Raw genomic sequence first — 17172 nt, forward strand, 5'->3', positions numbered from 1 at the left:
GAAAAGAGCATTTTAAAAATGCTCTTTTTTTATAAAACCAAATAAGATGAAAAAAATACTTTTAGGTGCTTCTTTTCTTTTTTTAGTGGGTTGTGCTTCCGCAAAACAACAAGAAAAAGCGATACCAATCGACACCGAAAAAAAATCCAATTCAGGGTATTGGCAGCAACACGCAGATTATACTATGGATATCGATATGGATGTAAAATCACACCAATACAAAGGTGTTCAAAAGCTTGTATATACCAATAATTCACCAGATGTTTTAGAAAATGTCTATTACCACTTATACTTTAATGCCTTTCAACCAAATTCGCAAATGGATGTTAGGTCGAGAAATATTAAAGATCCGGATGGAAGAGTAAGGGATAGAATTAGTAAATTAAAACCAAATGAAATTGGCTTTATTAAGGTTAATTCTTTACAGCAAAATGGCCAAGCTGTACGATATGAAACCGTTGGAACTATTTTAGAGGTACAATTAAATTCTCCAATACAACCTGGAGAGCGAGTTACCTTTACGATGAACTTTGACGCACAAGTTCCGAAACAAATAAGACGTTCTGGAAGAGATAACAAAGAGGGTGTGGCACTTTCTATGACCCAGTGGTATCCGAAAATGGCAGAATACGATTTTGAAGGATGGCATACACCACCTTATTTAGGAAGAGAATTCCATGGTGTATGGGGAAATTTTGACGTAACCTTACACATTGATAAAACTATACAGTTGGTGGAACTGGTACTTTGCAAAATCCACAAGAAATAGGGCATGGATATGAAAACAGCAGTGAAAAACTAACACTTCCTTCGGGAGAAAAATTACATTGGCATTTTAAAGCAGACAACGTTCACGACTTCACCTGGGCCGCAGACCCAGAGTATAAACACGATATTTTAAATATGGAAAATGGTATTGCATTACATTTTCTTTACAAAAAAAATCTAGATCCACAATATCTAGAAAATTGGCAAAAATTACAAGGTAAAACAGCCGAACTTATACAGTATTTCAGCAAGCATATTGGGCCATACCCATACCCACAATACTCAGTTATTCAGGGAGGTGATGGTGGAATGGAATACGCTATGTGTACGCTTATTACAGGAAAACGTAAATGGGGTAGTCTTTTCGGTGTAACTGCACATGAGTTAGCCCACACTTGGTTCCAATTTTTATTGGCTACCAATGAAACAAAACACCCTTGGATGGATGAAGGATTTACTACCTATATCTCCAATAAAGCAGAAAATGAGATTTTAAAAGAAAACAAAGTAAATCCTCAGGATGGATCCTACAGGCACTATTATTATGTGGTGGGAAGTGGTGTAGAAGAGCCCTTAACTACCCATGCCGATAGGTACCATACAAATATGGCGTATTCGATGGCTAGTTACTCAAAGGGAAATCTTTTTCTAAGCCAATTGGAATACATCATTGGAAAAGAAAACGTCGCAAAAACACTATTAAAATATTACGAAGATTTTGCATTTAAACATCCAACACCAAATGATATCAAAAGAACTGCAGAAAAAGTTTCAGGAGTTCATTTAGACTGGTATTTAAACGAATGGACACAAACAACGCATACCATTGACTATGGAATCAAATCGGTGGATGGCACTAAAATTACTTTAGAACGAATTGGAAAAATGCCAATGCCGATAGATCTAAGCGTTACCTATGAAGATGGTACCGAAGAAATGTTTGTTATTCCTTTACGAATGATGCGAGGAAACAAACCAACAAATGCAACACTTCTAGAAGATTGGACGTTTGCCCACCCGACTTATACGTTTAATACCGACAAAAAAGTTTCATCTGTTACGATAGACCCATCTAAACTTATGGCTGATATCGAACTTAAAAACAACACCTATACAACTTTGAAATAAAAGTAAAAGTTGGCATACCAAAAAATGGATAGAGAACAATTATTCTCTATCCATTTTTTTACCTACTAATTATTAAAATCACAGAAATAAAATTTCTATTAGAAGTGATTCTAATAAAGCTTTAATTATTTTCTTATTCGGTTGGTATTCTTTCGTCAATCATCTTTAACGGCATTCCTTCCATTAAATCAATTAAGTCTAGTATATCTCTTACTTTTTCCTCTTCTTCTGCCTGTTCGGTTACAAACCATTGTAAAAACATTTCCGACGTAAAATCACCAACTTGACGAGATTTTTTGAATGCGTGATGAATCGCATTAGTAACCTCAATTTCACCATCTAAAGAGGCCTCGAATAAACCTCGCATACTTTCAAATTCGTGAGACACTGCAGGAACTTCAGGAGACATAGCACTTCCACCATTATCATTGATGAATTTAAAAATTTTCATCATGTGTGTACGCTCTTCCTCCGCCTGATCGTAAAAGTACTTTTTACAGTTTACAAGCTCTCTTTGGTCGCACCAAGATGCCATCGCCAAGTACTTAGAGGAAGCTTTTTGTTCTAACATGATTTGTTTGTTTAATAAATCTACAACCTCCACGTGTAGAATCATATCTCTTCTAATTGCTGTTTTCATTTTACGTTGTTTTTTACTATAAGTAAAGATACCTAAAATTCAGCGCTTTCATAAGGGATATTACAGTTTAAAGACAATCTAAGTAAGCACTAGACAACTGTAGTATGCTCAAAAACAGATAGTAAAACTTTTCTTAATCGAAGTAATTGTGGCACGTCTAAATACAGCAAATGTTTATTATCAGCAGCAAAAACTAGGACAAAATTATCATGGTGAAGAAGATATTCAATATTGCTATTCGAAGAATGTGTTAAAATTTTTTTTCTAAAAGAAAGTAATTGACCAAAATTTAACTCAATTATCTTGTAGCCAAGGTTTAGTTCATAATAACTTCTCCTTGTATTCGTAATGGTTATTTCGTTTTTATCTATACTTACCTCCATGTGGCAAAAATAGCTATTTTTAATTAATCTAAACAAAAAACAAGTGTTAAAATTGAGATTTATCAAAAAAAAAGACTTGCTAAGGCAAGTCTTTTCTCATATATGTTTTAGATATTTAGATATCTAAGGAAGATAATAATTCTACTAATTTAGGATCGGATGGTCTTGGAGCATTAGAATCTACTATATTGCCTGCAGCATCTAATAAGATAAAGCGAGGGATCCCTGAAACTCTATAAGATGCAGTAAAGCTCTGGTCTTCTTTAGCATACAATTGGATTCCTGTAAGCTCCTTTTCCACAACCATTTCTCTCCATGTCTTGTAGTCTTTATTCCTATCAATTGAAATACTTACAAATTCGATATTTTTGTCGTGAAATTGCTTTTCTACTTTTTTCAAATACGGTATTTCATTTTTACAAGGTTGGCACCATGTAGCCCACATGTCTATGTAAACATACTTCCCTTTTAAATCGTCTAAAGAGGTAGAACCTCCTTTGTGATTTTCATAACCAACAAACTTCGGAGAGGCCATGCCTTTTGCTAAATTCTTAGCAATATAAGCTTGCTCTTCATAATTTCTATTGAGATACTGTTTCATCCCCTCTAGAGTTTCTCGCTCTGTTACGACAAAAGCAGAATCTAATTCTTGTGCAGTAATTCTTGTCTCAAAATCATTGGTATAGCTTGTGACTTTGGCATCAAACTCTTCCTTAGAAAGTTGGAACAAATCTTTATCCATAAGAAATTCCTCTTGTAGCAACGCTGTTTTCGCTAAAAAATTACTTTCATCCACTCCTTTTCCAGTGTATACTATAGATTCGTCAAATTCCTTGGCGTCTAACGTTAAATTCACCTCATCACCATTTCTAAAAAATGCTCTAGTACTCTCTTTTCCATCATAAATACTATACAAACCGTCTACTATTTTCATGGTATCTTTGAAAGCTCCATTCTCATCTACTTGCAGCACTCTCTTAAACCCAATCATAGGATTCCAAACCAGTAACGAGTCTGAATTCTTATTGGTAATCTTACCGGAAAAAGTTAGATAATCTTTTGATTCTTGCTTACAAGAAAGTATGGCAAGCGACGCTATCGCTAAAAGAAATATTTTTTTCATTATTATTCATTAAATGATTAGTACCTGACGAAGGTAGTAAATTTCCAATAAAAATGTATTTAATCAAGAAACACAAAGAGAAAAATAAGTGTAAATTATAATAACTTTATGATTTAATTGAAAACACGTAGTTTATAATACGCATATTTGCAATGCTAGAATATCACCCTAACCAACCTTCTCTATCCAAACTTCTATATTGAATGGCTTCTGCTAAATGATGGGGTGCAATATTCGTGTCTTTAGACAAATCTGCAATAGTTCGCGATACTTTTAAGATACGATCGTAAGCTCTTGCAGATAAATTTAATTTTTCCATAGCTTTTTTAAGTAATGCTTTACTTTCGGCTGATAATTGGCAAAATTCCTTGATCCTTTTCACATTCATCTGGGCGTTATAGTGTATATGTTTAATGTTTTTAAAGCGTTCCAACTGAACTTCTCTAGCCATAGAAACACGCTTTCTAATTGCTGTGCTAGATTCGGACGGTCTTGAATCGGACAATTTATCAAAAGGAACAGGAGTCACCTCAATATGAAGGTCTATTCTATCTAATAAAGGCCCGGATATTTTACTTAAATACCGTTGCATTTCGGTTGATGAAACAGCAATAGGAGCGTTTGGATCATTAAAATATCCTGAAGGACTCGGATTCATACTTGCTACTAGCATAAAACTACTAGGGTAATTTACCGTAAACTTGGCTCTAGATATGGTTACCTCTCTATCTTCCAATGGCTGCCGCATAACCTCTAAGACACTTCTCTTGAACTCAGGAAGTTCGTCTAGAAATAAAACTCCGTTATGTGCCATTGAAATCTCCCCCGGTTGCGGGTATTGTCCACCTCCAACTAATGCTACATCTGAAATGGTATGGTGCGGGGAACGAAAAGGACGTCGGTACAACAAACCACCATTTTTGATATTACCAACAACAGAATGAATTTTAGTAGTTTCAAGTGCTTCTTGCAGTGTCATAGGAGGAAGTATAGACGGTAACCGTTTTGCAATCATGGTTTTTCCAGAACCTGGTGGACCAATTAAAATAATATTATGCCCGCCTGCTGCTGCGATTTCCATACCTCTTTTTATACTTTCTTGTCCTTTAACATCGGCAAAATCAAATTCGGGAGTGTCGTAATGTTTATCAAATTCTGTCTTGGCATCAACCTCGGTAGAGACTAATAATTCTTCGTGTGTAAGATGCTTAATAACCTCTGTAATGGTGGATACTCCAAAAACTGTAATTCCGTTCACTATTGCAGCCTCTTTTGCGTTATCTACAGGGACAATTAAAGAACTAAAGCCTTCCTCTTTAGCTTTTATAGCAATTGGTAATGCTCCTTTTATGGGTTGCAAGCTTCCATCAAGAGATAGCTCTCCCATCATTAAGACCTTCTGTAAACTTCTACAGTGTATTTGTTTAGAGGCAGCCAATATTCCTACAGCTAAGGGCAGGTCAAAAGCAGCACCTTCCTTACGGATGTCGCAGGAGCCATATTAATAATAATTTTTTTCCCGGGTAATTTATAGCCAATATTGGCTAATGCAGCTGAAATACGGTAGGAACTTTCACTAACTGCTTTGTCTGGTAAACCAACCAAATGGTAGCCAATTCCCTTATCAATATTAACTTCAATAATGATTGTAGTAGCCTCTATTCCGAATACGGAAGAGCCATAAACTTTTTTTAGCATAGCGAATTTTTGTTTTAAAAATAACGCTTCTTTGAATAAGAAAAAAATAATGTTAAAATAAGTCAATGGAAGAAAAATTGACTCTGGTACTATTCCTACCGTTTAATTAGTGACCGTAATAGAAAAAGCTCTGGTTCTGCTATCAAGAAAATCAGCAGCAGTATATCGATAGGTAAGAAAACGAAAAAAGCCTCTTTGTATTTAAAGAGGCTTTTGTATTTGTATAGCATAGAAGACTATTCTTTTGTCTGATTAAAACGCTCTAAACTTTTGTTTAACCACTTGTAATACGTATCCTTATCGGTATACTGCTCTGGAGTATTTAAAACTTCTAATTCAGGACTCATAGTGACATAATATGGTTGTGATGCAGTTTTAAAATTTGCTATCTGTAAGGTAGCCCATTTATCACCATAGGTACGAATTCGTTTAATTTTACCGTTAGGCTTTATGAAATCGAATTGCTCTTCCTCTGGAAGCTTTTTTTGGTGGTCATCTACGTATAAAGAAATTAAAACGTACTCTTCATTAAGAACTTTGTATACATCTGGCTGGCTCCAAATATTCTCTTCCATCTTTCTACAGTTCACACAGGCCCAACCAGTAAAATCTAGTAATACGGGTTTATTAACCTCTTTTGCATAAGCCATTCCTTCGTCAAAGTCTTTAAAACAATTTAAACCAAGAGGACATTCGTTATCGGTTGTATAAATACTGTGAAATTGTGGTGGTGCAAAACCACTTAATAATTTCCCTTGGTCCCAAGCTGGTTTTTGCATTACTCCTGGTGCTAAATAAACAACAGCTGCTAAGGAGGCTATTCCTAATAAAATTCTCACAAAAGATACCTTACCGTACTTTTTCCCGATAAAACCAAATAAATACAAGGCCATTAAGAAAGACAACAATGCCCATATTCCAATAAATATTTCGCGTTTAAGGATATTCCAATGTCCAACTAAATCGGCGTTAGATAAGAATTTAAAAGCGAATGCTAATTCTAGAAAACCTAAGATTACCTTGATGGTATTCAACCAACTCCCTGATTTTGGTAGCGAATTTAACCACCCTGGGAACAATGCAAATAATGCGAAAGGTAGTGCCAAAGCTGCACCAAAACCAGTCATTCCAGCAGATAATTGCATTGCACCACCACTAGAGGTTAACGAACCTGCTAATAGAGATCCTAGTATCGGACCAGTACATGAAAAAGAAACAATAGCTAAGGTTAATGCCATAAAAAATATTCCAATAACACCACCTATACCTGAGGCTTTATCTGCCTTGTTACTCCATGAACTTGGTAAAGACAATTCGTAAAGACCAAAGAAAGATCCGGCAAAAAATACCAAAACCACAAAAAAGAAAACATTTAACCAAACATTGGTGGAAATGTTATTTAAAATCTCTGGATCTAAGGTATCTAAATAATGAAAAGGAACACTCAAAAGTGCATAAATAAGTATGATAAAGAATCCGTATAACAGGGCACTTCCTAATCCTTTACTTTTTTGTTTTTTCTCCGATCTTTTGGTAAAGTACGAAACAGTTAACGGAACCATTGGAAACACACACGGTGTTAAAAATGCCAATAATCCACCGACAAAACCTAGAATGAAGATATTGAATAAACTATTATTTTCTTCAGAGGTTTCCTCGATGGTTGTACCCTCTAAAGCAGTGGTATTTTTTAAATCTAACTTGATAGCTTCTGACATCATTTTATCCTTTTCACTTAATTCCGTAACTACCTCTTCCGCAGGACCACCGTTTAATGAAAAAGAAAAAGAAAAATCTTCGTCAAATGGCATACAATATTCCTTACAAACTTGCGCATCTAGGTTTAGTACCACTCGAGTAATGGAAGGATCTGTAATAGTTATGCGTTGTAATATTAGGGCCTCATCTACAAAGAAGATCTCGTCTTTCCCCCAGATTTCACTAAATTCAGTCTCTGTTTCACTTTCTGTTGCTTTTCCATTTAATGTATAACCACTCTGTCCTTCTGCAGGTGAAATAGTCATAGGAAGAGAAGCTCCTTCTGGATTGTACTGAGAATATAAATGCCAATCCTCAGCAATTTGTATCTCAAAAATTAAATCATATTCCGTATCCGAAACTTTTTCAACAGAAGGGGTAACCAATAGGGGGTTATCATCCGTTTGGGAAAAAGAAACAATACCTACAAAAAACAAAATTAGGGTAAAGAGTTTTTTCATTATATACTTATTTACAGGGGTTGATATTTACTAATTTGTACTATTTCGGTTGTGTTATCCTTTGGCAAAAATCTTCTATCTTGTCGCTTTCCAACGACCCATATAATCTCATTTTTTGCAGAACAAAGCAACCATGTATTTTGCTTTTCTAAAAACGATAATTTTTCATCTTTTAAATACTTATTGATCTTTTTTTTCCTAACATACCCTTTGGGAAAAAGTAATCTCCATCACTCCATTTTCGAATTGAAAGGGGGTAATTTAATAAATTTTTATCAACATAAATAGTATTTTTGCTTAAAGATGCCAATTTTTGAACGTTTTTTACCATTAATCTTATAGGCTCCTCAACAACTACATCAGACTCTGTAATTTTAAACACCTGACTATCATTACTATATAATTTATGGGTGGGTAAAAGTAACAAAAAATCTCTGTCTTTCAGTAAAGTATGTGATTTTGTTTTTAAAAATTTACCAGTCGTAGCGTTCATCAAATTATAGACATCGTTCCACTCTTTAAATCCGTAACCTTTTAGGAATTGGTATAAGTAAGCACTTGGATCAGAGAGTTTTTTCAATGCAGAAATCTTGAAGCTAATACTATCGGCATTCCGAGAAATTATACTGGGTTCCACTTCCTCAATTCGGTCTTTAATAATTTGTTTACTTTGTTCTATAAAATATAAAGATTTAGTGAAAGATTGCAGCATGCTTGGATTCATCTCTTGCAAAATAGGAATTATGGTATGACGTATTTTATTTCTGAGATATTTCGTGTCGGTATTACTTGCATCCTCTCGCCAAGATAAGTCATATGACAGAGCATAGTTTTTAATTTGCTCCCTTGAAAAAAACAATAATGGCCGAACAATATTACCATTTAAAGCAGGAATTCCGGAAAGCCCGTCCAAACCAGTACCACGAGTCAGATTTATTAAAAAGGTCTCCAAATTATCATTGGCGTGATGTGCTGTGACCACATAATCTAAACCATGTAAAGCGAGCAACTCGCTAAACCAAGTATACCGAAGTTCTCTGGCGCCAATTTGCGTGGATACTTTATTCTTTTTACAGTATTTAACCGTATCAAATTGTATCGTGTATTTAGGAATTTGCAACTTCTCTCCAAGAGACACCACAAATTTTTCATCCAAATCACTAGCTTGATCCCGCAATTGAAAGTTACAATGGGCTAAAGAAATTGCATAACCCAATCCGTGTAATAGATGTGTCAAAACAACACTATCCATCCCTCCTGAAATTGCGACAAGCAATTTTTTGTCTTTCAAAAAGGGAAAATTTGATACTAAATGGCTTGCAAATTGTTCTTTCATAGGGTATTAATTCTCTATTTGATTTTCTAGCCAATCGGTAATGTCTTGCAGTACTTCTTCTTTACATAGGTCGTTATGTAGTTCATGATACCCCCCTTGATAGAGCTTTAACGTTACCAAATCGGTATTTTTTGCAAAAGCCTCTGAGCAAGTAGGGTCAGTTATTTGATCTGCTGTTCCGTGCAATAGTAGCATCGGGCAAGAAAGTAACGATGCATTTTCAATAGCCCAATGACCTGCATCTATAAAGGAAATAGAGTAATTAGGGCTTACTTTATCATGTACATTGGATCTTGGCAATATTTCTCCACCTCTTTTTTATCACGAGAAATTAAAGCAGTATCTAATTCATTTCCCATCGTAATGGAAGGAGCTAGCTTTTGCAAAAACCTTCCCATAGTAAGTTTCCATTTTGGTGGTTCGAATGCCAATCCTAAAAACGGACTGGTAACAATGGCTCCTTTAATAGGGTATTTCTTTTTCCTAAGTAAGTAATTAACCACTGCATTACCGCCCATAGAATGTCCGTAAAGAAAAATTGGGAGCTCACCAAAAACAGTTACAGCCTCCTCTATTAGCTTGGAAATACTTTCCAATACCAAATCATAACCGGGGTTATGCCCTTTTTTACCTTCTGTTTTTCCGTGTCCAAAATGATCAAAAGCAATTACTGCAAAATCGTGTGCCACCATTTTTTTAGCGACGTGTACATATCTTCCAGAATGCTCTCCCATTCCATGAACTAGAACAACCATTCCCTTAATTTTATCGGGTGCCCAATATTGTCCAAAAAACTTAGTTTGGTGAAAATTAAAATGGAATTCTTTGTGTTGCATGCTAAAGGTATTTAGATAATTTTATGCTTTCGTAAGGTTTAGAATAATGTTTTGCAAACACAAAAAACCTTTTGAAGCATATCAAATAGCTAATATAAAAAAATCTACTAGGAATTGGATAAAACAATCCGCATCGCTTTTGCTTTTAGCAAACACTCTTCATATTCTTTCTCGGGGATGGATTTGGAAGTAATGGCACTTCCTACAGAAAAAGAAACATACTCTGTTTCTTCATTGTATAGTATACTTCGAATTACTACATTGAAATCAAAATCTCCATCTGGTGTAAAATAACCAACTGTCCCCGAATATAGCCCGCGTTTTGAGTTTTCTAATTCTTCTATAATTTGCATAGCAGATATCTTTGGAGCTCCTGTCATACTTCCCATTGGAAAAGTGTTTCTTATAACATCTACTGGATGCGTTTCCGCACTAATTTCAGCGGTAATTGTAGAAATTAATTGGTGTACTTGTTCGAATGAATAGACTTTACAAAGCTCTTCTACTCGCACACTTCCCTTAGTCGCTGTACGAGAAAGATCGTTTCTTACCAAGTCTACAATCATTATATTCTCTGCTCGTTCTTTTTCATCTCTTGACAAATCAAAAGCAATTTTAGCGTCATCCGTTGCGTTTACCAAACGCTTGGCAGTTCCCTTTATAGGCTGGGATATGATTTTAGTTCCGTCTTTCTTTATGTATCGCTCGGGAGTAGCAGAGAGTAAATACAAATTCTCATGCCTAAAAAACGTAGCAAAAGGAGGACGTGATACAGCATTTAGCTCCGTATAAATGGTATATGGATCAATCGTGGTATTTTCTGCATAAAACTCTTGGCAGAAATTAGCTTCATATATATCACCAAGTCGAATATGTTCTATTACCTGGGATACTTTTTGATGATATTCATCCTTAGACATTCTGAGCTTAATTTTTACCGCTGAGGAAACTTCATTATCCTTTAAAATGCTTTGGGCTTCGCTTTGATTAGCCTGGTTTTCTTGAATAGCTATAAAATCCTTATCCATCTCATCACCTATCATGTGCAAATAGTGAAATTCAACTATATTCCCTTTTAAAAAAATTAGTTTTTGCGGTTGAAAGAAATAAATATCCGGAAAATATAACCCGTCAAAATTTTTAGAAGTTAAATCTTCCACATCATTTTTTACATCGTAAGAGATGTAGCCAAAAATATAATCTTTAGTATGAGATTGGTATTCTTTTAAAGTATCAAAGGCCCCGTTAAAATCAGTCTTGATAGCGGTGAATTCATCTACGGCAAGAGCACAATCAAAATTGCCATAATTCTGGGCATATTCATTGGTATCGAACCAAACAGCTGTTTCGTATTGGGCAGCCCAGGAAAATAGATTTTTCTTGAACGACTCAGAATCGGTAATTGTAACTATTCGCGTTGCTCTTAACATCCGGCAAAAATAAGAAATGGATCACAAAATAATAGCAATTGAACGCTATAATTCATAACGCATAGAGACAAGAAAAAAAGCCCTGTACGACCGCAGGGCTTTATTTAATTTTATAGACAAGGGATTACTTCTTTTTAATTTCCTTTAAAACATCTGCTTCTCCTTCTTTGGCTTTTCCTTTTGCTTCTTTGACCAATTCTTTTACCTCTTCTTCCGACACAACTTTTTCTCTAATAACTTCTGGGTCAATAACCGTATCTGTAGCCTCTTTATTTACACCAACAGGTTGGGTTTTTACTTCCGGAGTCTCTTCGATTACCTCGATAACTACTACCTCTTCTTCAATAAAATATTTATCCGAATGTCCTCCTAGTATAGGAGCTATAACTAAACCAACAAGACAAGTAAGTTTAATTAAAATATTCATGGATGGACCGGAAGTATCTTTAAATGGATCTCCTACAGTATCTCCAGTTACCGCAGCTTTATGTGCATCAGAACCTTTATAGGTCATTTCTCCGTCAATTTCAACACCTGCCTCAAAAGATTTTTTAGCATTATCCCATGCGCCACCTGCATTGTTTTGGAAAATAGCCCACATTACACCAGAAACACAAACTCCTGCCATATATCCACCTAATGGTTCTGCTCCAAAAATCAAACCGATTAGAATTGGTGTAATAATAGTAATTAAACCGGGCAGAATCATTTCTTTCAACGCTGCTTTAGTACTAATAGCAACACATTTTGCATATTCAGGGGTACCAGTACTCCATGATTCCGGGAATTTCTCTAAATTGTCTGCGAACCTCCTGTACCATTTCCATTGCTGCTTTACCGACAGACTGCATCGCAAGAGCAGAAAAAACTACAGGAATCATTCCACCAACAAAAAGCGCTGCCAATACATCTGCCTTAAATATATTAATTCCATCAATGCCTGTAAAAGTTACATATGCTGCAAACAAAGCCAAAGCGGTTAATGCTGCGGATGCTATGGCAAAACCTTTACCAACAGCTGCAGTAGTATTTCCTACAGAATCTAATATATCGGTACGTTCGCGAACGTGTTCTTCTAGCTCACTCATTTCTGCTACACCTCCTGCGTTATCTGCTATAGGGCCAAAAGCATCAATTGCCAATTGCATAGCAGTAGTTGCCATCATAGCAGAAGCTGCTAGTGCAACGCCATAGAAGCCTGCAAAGAAATAAGAACCGTATATCGCTGCTGCAAACAATAACACCGACAAGAAAGTAGACTTCATACCTACCGCCAAACCGGCAATGATATTTGTTCCTGCACCCGTTGCACTATTCTGTACGATTTCTAAAACTGGTTTTTTACCCAAACTAGTGTAATATGCCGTTACTACAGATATTAAAGCGCCTACGGCAAGACCAATACAAGAAGCCCAAAATACATTCATAGAAGACACCTCTTTTAAGCCTTCTCCAAAGAAACTCATGGTTAACGTTTCCGGCAGCATGGCGTCGATTAAGAAAAAACTGGCAATCAACGTTAAAATTATAGCCACCCAGTTTCCAGTATCTAAGGCTTTTTGCACCTGACTCTCTTTAGCGGTATTGTCTTTTATATTTACTAAAAAGGTTCCAATTATAGAGGCTACAATACCCACACCTGCAATTACAAGTGGTAAAAGTATCGGTCCCATTCCGTTAAATTGGTCGGTAAACTGTGTGGTCACCGACATATCTCTAATTACATAATTTCCAAGGACCATTGCTGCTAAAACTGTTGCTACATACGATCCAAATAAATCGGCGCCCATTCCGGCAACATCCCCTACATTATCTCCTACATTATCTGCAATAGTTGCAGGGTTTCTCGGATCATCTTCCGGAATTCCTGCTTCTACCTTACCAACTAAATCTGCTCCTACATCGGCCGCTTTGGTGTAGATTCCTCCACCTACACGAGCAAATAAAGCTATAGACTCAGCACCTAAAGAAAATCCTGCAAGTGCCTCTAAAACCATGGTCATTTCGTTGTAAAAGTTACCTCCTTCTGAAATAAATTGGTTCACAAATAGAAGAAAGAAAGAGGTTAAACCAAGAACTGCTAAACCTGCTACTCCAAGCCCCATTACAGTACCACCTCCAAAAGATACTTTTAGTGCCTGCGGTAAACTAGTTTTTGCTGCTTGTGCTGTTCTGGCATTTGCATCGGTAGCAATACGCATTCCGATATTACCTGCAAGTGCAGAAAAAATTGCTCCTATGACAAAAGCAGGAACTATCATGAAACTGGTGGTTTCAACAATCTGCGAAATCCCAAATAAAGCTATCGAAGCGATAACAACAAATACTAATAATAAACGATATTCTGCAGCCAAAAAAGCCAAAGCACCCTCTTTGATACTTTTGGAGATAGATTGCATTTTATCATTTCCTGGATCTTGCTTTTTAACCCAAACCATTTTTACATACATAAAAATAAGCCCTAATAATGCCAATACAATTGGCACATACATCATATTTTGTTTCATGTTTTTTCTAATTGATTAGTTATATAGATTTCGTAAATATAACCAAATCAAGCAATAAAAAAAACAATACACCTTCATTACCAAGCTTACGTGAACGAATAAAAAAATATTTTAAGTAATCTTTTCTTTGGTTCGTTTACATGACCAAGAAATTCTAAAAGACTATTTTTTTGGATCAAAACGGATAGTGAAAGCAAAAAATGAGTTCGTGGAGGGTGGATTTGTTGGGTGTCATTTTTTGTGTAATGTTGTTGCTTTATTACCCTGTATTCTATTCGTACAAAACTAAAATAAGCTCAACTTTTTTATGTAATTTTGCTATTCAATTTAAGAGAAAAATGTCAGAAGAAAAGAGATCGTTAAACTTTATTGAACAAATAATTGAAGAGGATTTAACCAATGGAATGCCAAGAGAAAATTTGCGTTTTCGATTTCCACCAGAACCAAATGGTTACCTACATATAGGACATACCAAAGCTATAGGGATTAGTTTTGGTTTAGGAGAACATTATCAGGCTCCTGTTAACCTAAGGTTCGATGATACCAATCCCGCAAAAGAAGAACAAGAATATGTAGATGCTATTAAAAGAGATATCGATTGGTTGGGATATCGTTGGGAAAACGAATGCTATTCTTCCGATTATTTTCAACAACTCTACGATTGGGCCGTACTATTGATAAAAAATGGTAAGGCATACGTAGATTCACAGACCTCTGAAGCCATGGCAGAACAAAAAGGTACTCCAACAAAACCTGGTTTTCCTGGACCATATCGAGATCGATCGGTAGAAGAAAATCTCGACCTGTTTAACCGAATGAAAGCGGGTGAATTTGAGGAAGGTTCGCATGTACTTCGGGCTAAAATAGATATGACCTCTCCTAACATGCTACTCAGAGATCCTATCATGTATCGCATACTAAAAAAGGAACACCATAGAACAGGGAATGATTGGGTTATTTATCCCATGTACGATTGGACCCATGGAGAGAGTGATTACATAGAACAAGTATCGCATTCTTTGTGTTCTTTAGAATTCAAACCACACCGTGAATTGTACAATTGGTTCCGAGATAATGTGTACCAATACAGTAAGGAACAATTTCCATTACTTCCCAAACAAAGGGAATTCTCAAGACTAAATCTTAGCTATACAATTATGAGTAAGCGAAAGTTATTAAAATTAGTTGAGGAAGGGATTGTTTCTGGTTGGGATGATCCGAGAATGCCAACCATCTCTGGTCTTCGTAGAAGAGGATATACGCCAAATTCCATTAGAAACTTTATCGAAACAGTTGGTGTTTCCAAGCGTGAAAATATAATTGATGTGGCATTATTAGAGTTTAAAATTCGAGAGGATTTAAACAAAACTGCCAATAGAGTTATGGGAGTTTTAAACCCAGTTAAACTAGTTATAACCAACTACCCTGAAGGTAGAGAGGAAACGTTAATAGCAGAAAATAACCCAGAAGACGAAAACTCTGGAACGAGAGAAATTCCATTTTCAAAAAATCTATTTATCGAAAGAGAAGATTTTAAAGAAGAAGCGAATCGAAAATTTTTTAGGTTAACAATCGGAAAAGAAGTTCGTCTAAAAAATGCATACATCATAAAAGGTGAAAGTTGTGTTAAAGATGCCTCAGGAAATATTACAGAAATTCATTGTACTTACGATCCATTAAGTAAGTCTGGAAGTGGCACCGAAGAAAGTCAAAGAAAAGTAAAAGGAACCTTACATTGGGTATCTGCTAAACACGCAGTGCAGGCTGAAGTAAGGGTTTATGATCGTTTGTTCAATAACGAATCTCCTGATGCGCATAAGGAAAAAGATTTTATGGAGTTCTTAAATCCAGATTCTCTACAAATAATCGACGCGTATGTAGAGCCAAGTTTGAAAGATGCCAGAATTGCAGATCGTTTTCAATTCCAACGCTTAGGATATTTCAACATCGATATCGAATCCTCTAAAGATGCTTTGATATTCAATAAAATCGTTGGGCTTCGAGACAATTGGTCTAAAAAAAATAAATAAAAATCCGCTAGAAATAGCGGATTTTTTTACTCAATGGTAAACACTTCTGTTTGAATCCAATTTGCTCGTAATTTAAATTCATTTGGAAAATAGAGCACTCTTTCTGGCTGGACTTTCTCCAAAAAGTTACCAGTGTCCCATCGCTTATTGTTGTTATCATCTACAATTACGCGTATGTTGTAAGTTTGTGGTTCTAACAAATCAAAAGTTATGATTTTAGAGGTATTTGTAAATTCGCGTCGCAATACCTTATCTTTTATACCCAATAACTCCACAATAAGCGATGTATTCCTTGTATTCTTTAGATCTAAATTATACTGCCATAATCTTCTTCTTCTCTGGTGTTAAATGTATAGTAAATCGTATCATTTTTGCATTCATACACATCGGATAATGCCTCTGGAAAAAGTGTTAATTTGTATTTTTCTTTAGGCTTTTTTGCAAATAACAAGGCAACCTTTCGAAGAGATACCTTCTGAAGATCGTATGAAACCGCAACCGTATCCTTATCTACAAATCGCACCTTGGATGTATCTAGTTTTACAATCGGGTTATTGGTCTCGATAAATAGAGTATCACTCAAATGAAGTATATTACTAACAGAGGAGGTAACTGCTAGTGAATCTAATTTCTTTTTTCGAAGTCGAACGGTAATCGTATCGGAAAACTCCTGGTGGAGTATCTCAAAATTTAAGGAGTCTCTTGCGATAGGCGAATGCCATAAAAACAAGGTGTCTTTATCCTCTTCAAATTGGTAAAAGGTTTTAAAATCTTTAGGAACATTCGATAAAAGAGATACTTTTAAGTCTCTTCTATCGCCTTGAAAACCGAACTGAATTTTTCCTTTGTACAATTCTTTTGCTCGCTTAAACTTGAAAGGTTTAATTTCGCTAAAAACGCGAATGTTATCTGCTAAAACGCTATCTCTTGGTAAGCGAATAGTATCCTTTACAAATCCTATTTGATCGGTTATGGGGTTATAAATATAATCTTTGGAAGACTCTTTTAATACCACTAAACGATAATTACCTTCTTTTACATTAGTAAATTTAAAGTCGGTAGAGTCTAGCGTAC

9 protein-coding genes and 4 pseudogenes are annotated in these 17172 nt (G+C 35.6%); 2 read left to right on the forward strand and 11 right to left on the reverse strand.

What is annotated here, in order from left to right:
- The first annotated feature begins 46 nt into the window (after positions 1 to 46).
- A pseudogene (locus BSU00_RS06715) lies at positions 47 to 1896 on the forward strand (M1 family metallopeptidase).
- A 133-nt stretch (positions 1897 to 2029) separates the two neighbouring features.
- Here the strand turns inward: BSU00_RS06715 and BSU00_RS06720 are convergent.
- The 9 genes and pseudogenes from BSU00_RS06720 to BSU00_RS06760 form a co-directional block, all read right to left on the reverse strand.
- A complete protein-coding gene (locus BSU00_RS06720; protein WP_105003688.1) occupies positions 2030 to 2536 on the reverse strand; it encodes a ferritin in 507 nt (168 codons plus the stop codon).
- Between the two features lie 89 nt (positions 2537 to 2625).
- On the reverse strand, positions 2626 to 2919 hold the full coding sequence (locus BSU00_RS06725) for a hypothetical protein (RefSeq protein ID WP_105003689.1): 294 nt from the start codon (positions 2917 to 2919) through the stop codon (positions 2626 to 2628).
- Positions 2920 to 3034: 115 nt separating this feature from the next.
- Positions 3035 to 4042 (reverse strand): TlpA disulfide reductase family protein, encoded by a 1008-nt coding sequence (locus BSU00_RS06730; RefSeq protein ID WP_105003690.1) that lies wholly within the window; start codon positions 4040 to 4042, stop codon positions 3035 to 3037.
- A 163-nt stretch (positions 4043 to 4205) separates the two neighbouring features.
- Positions 4206 to 5740, reverse strand: a pseudogene (locus tag BSU00_RS06735) (YifB family Mg chelatase-like AAA ATPase).
- A gap of 236 nt (positions 5741 to 5976) precedes the next feature.
- Complete coding sequence (locus tag BSU00_RS06740; RefSeq protein WP_105003691.1) at positions 5977 to 7959, reverse strand: thioredoxin family protein; 1983 nt, start codon at positions 7957 to 7959, stop codon at positions 5977 to 5979.
- Between the two features lie 172 nt (positions 7960 to 8131).
- On the reverse strand, positions 8132 to 9250 hold the full coding sequence (tilS, locus tag BSU00_RS06745) for a tRNA lysidine(34) synthetase TilS (RefSeq protein WP_233188620.1): 1119 nt from the start codon (positions 9248 to 9250) through the stop codon (positions 8132 to 8134).
- A gap of 51 nt (positions 9251 to 9301) precedes the next feature.
- A pseudogene (locus tag BSU00_RS06750) lies at positions 9302 to 10131 on the reverse strand (lysophospholipase).
- A 107-nt stretch (positions 10132 to 10238) separates the two neighbouring features.
- Complete coding sequence (gene pabB / locus BSU00_RS06755) at positions 10239 to 11561, reverse strand: aminodeoxychorismate synthase component I (protein ID WP_105003692.1); 1323 nt, start codon at positions 11559 to 11561, stop codon at positions 10239 to 10241.
- Between the two features lie 124 nt (positions 11562 to 11685).
- Positions 11686 to 14068, reverse strand: a pseudogene (locus BSU00_RS06760) (sodium-translocating pyrophosphatase).
- A gap of 338 nt (positions 14069 to 14406) precedes the next feature.
- Between BSU00_RS06760 and BSU00_RS06765 the strand changes: the two are divergent.
- A complete protein-coding gene (locus BSU00_RS06765) occupies positions 14407 to 16098 on the forward strand; it encodes a glutamine--tRNA ligase/YqeY domain fusion protein (protein WP_105003693.1) in 1692 nt (563 codons plus the stop codon).
- Positions 16099 to 16124: 26 nt separating this feature from the next.
- Here BSU00_RS06765 and BSU00_RS13260 read toward each other — a convergent pair whose 3' ends face one another.
- The gene (locus BSU00_RS13260; protein WP_233188623.1) at positions 16125 to 16373 is read right to left on the reverse strand and encodes a hypothetical protein; all 249 of its coding nucleotides are present in this window, start codon (positions 16371 to 16373) and stop codon (positions 16125 to 16127) included.
- Between the two features lie 32 nt (positions 16374 to 16405).
- Entirely contained in the window at positions 16406 to 17113 is a 708-nt protein-coding gene (locus BSU00_RS13265) for a hypothetical protein (RefSeq protein WP_233188624.1), read from the reverse strand.
- Positions 17114 to 17172 lie beyond the last annotated feature (59 nt).

The organism is Tenacibaculum sp. SG-28, from assembly GCF_002954385.1.
Lineage (GTDB): Bacteria > Bacteroidota > Bacteroidia > Flavobacteriales > Flavobacteriaceae > Polaribacter.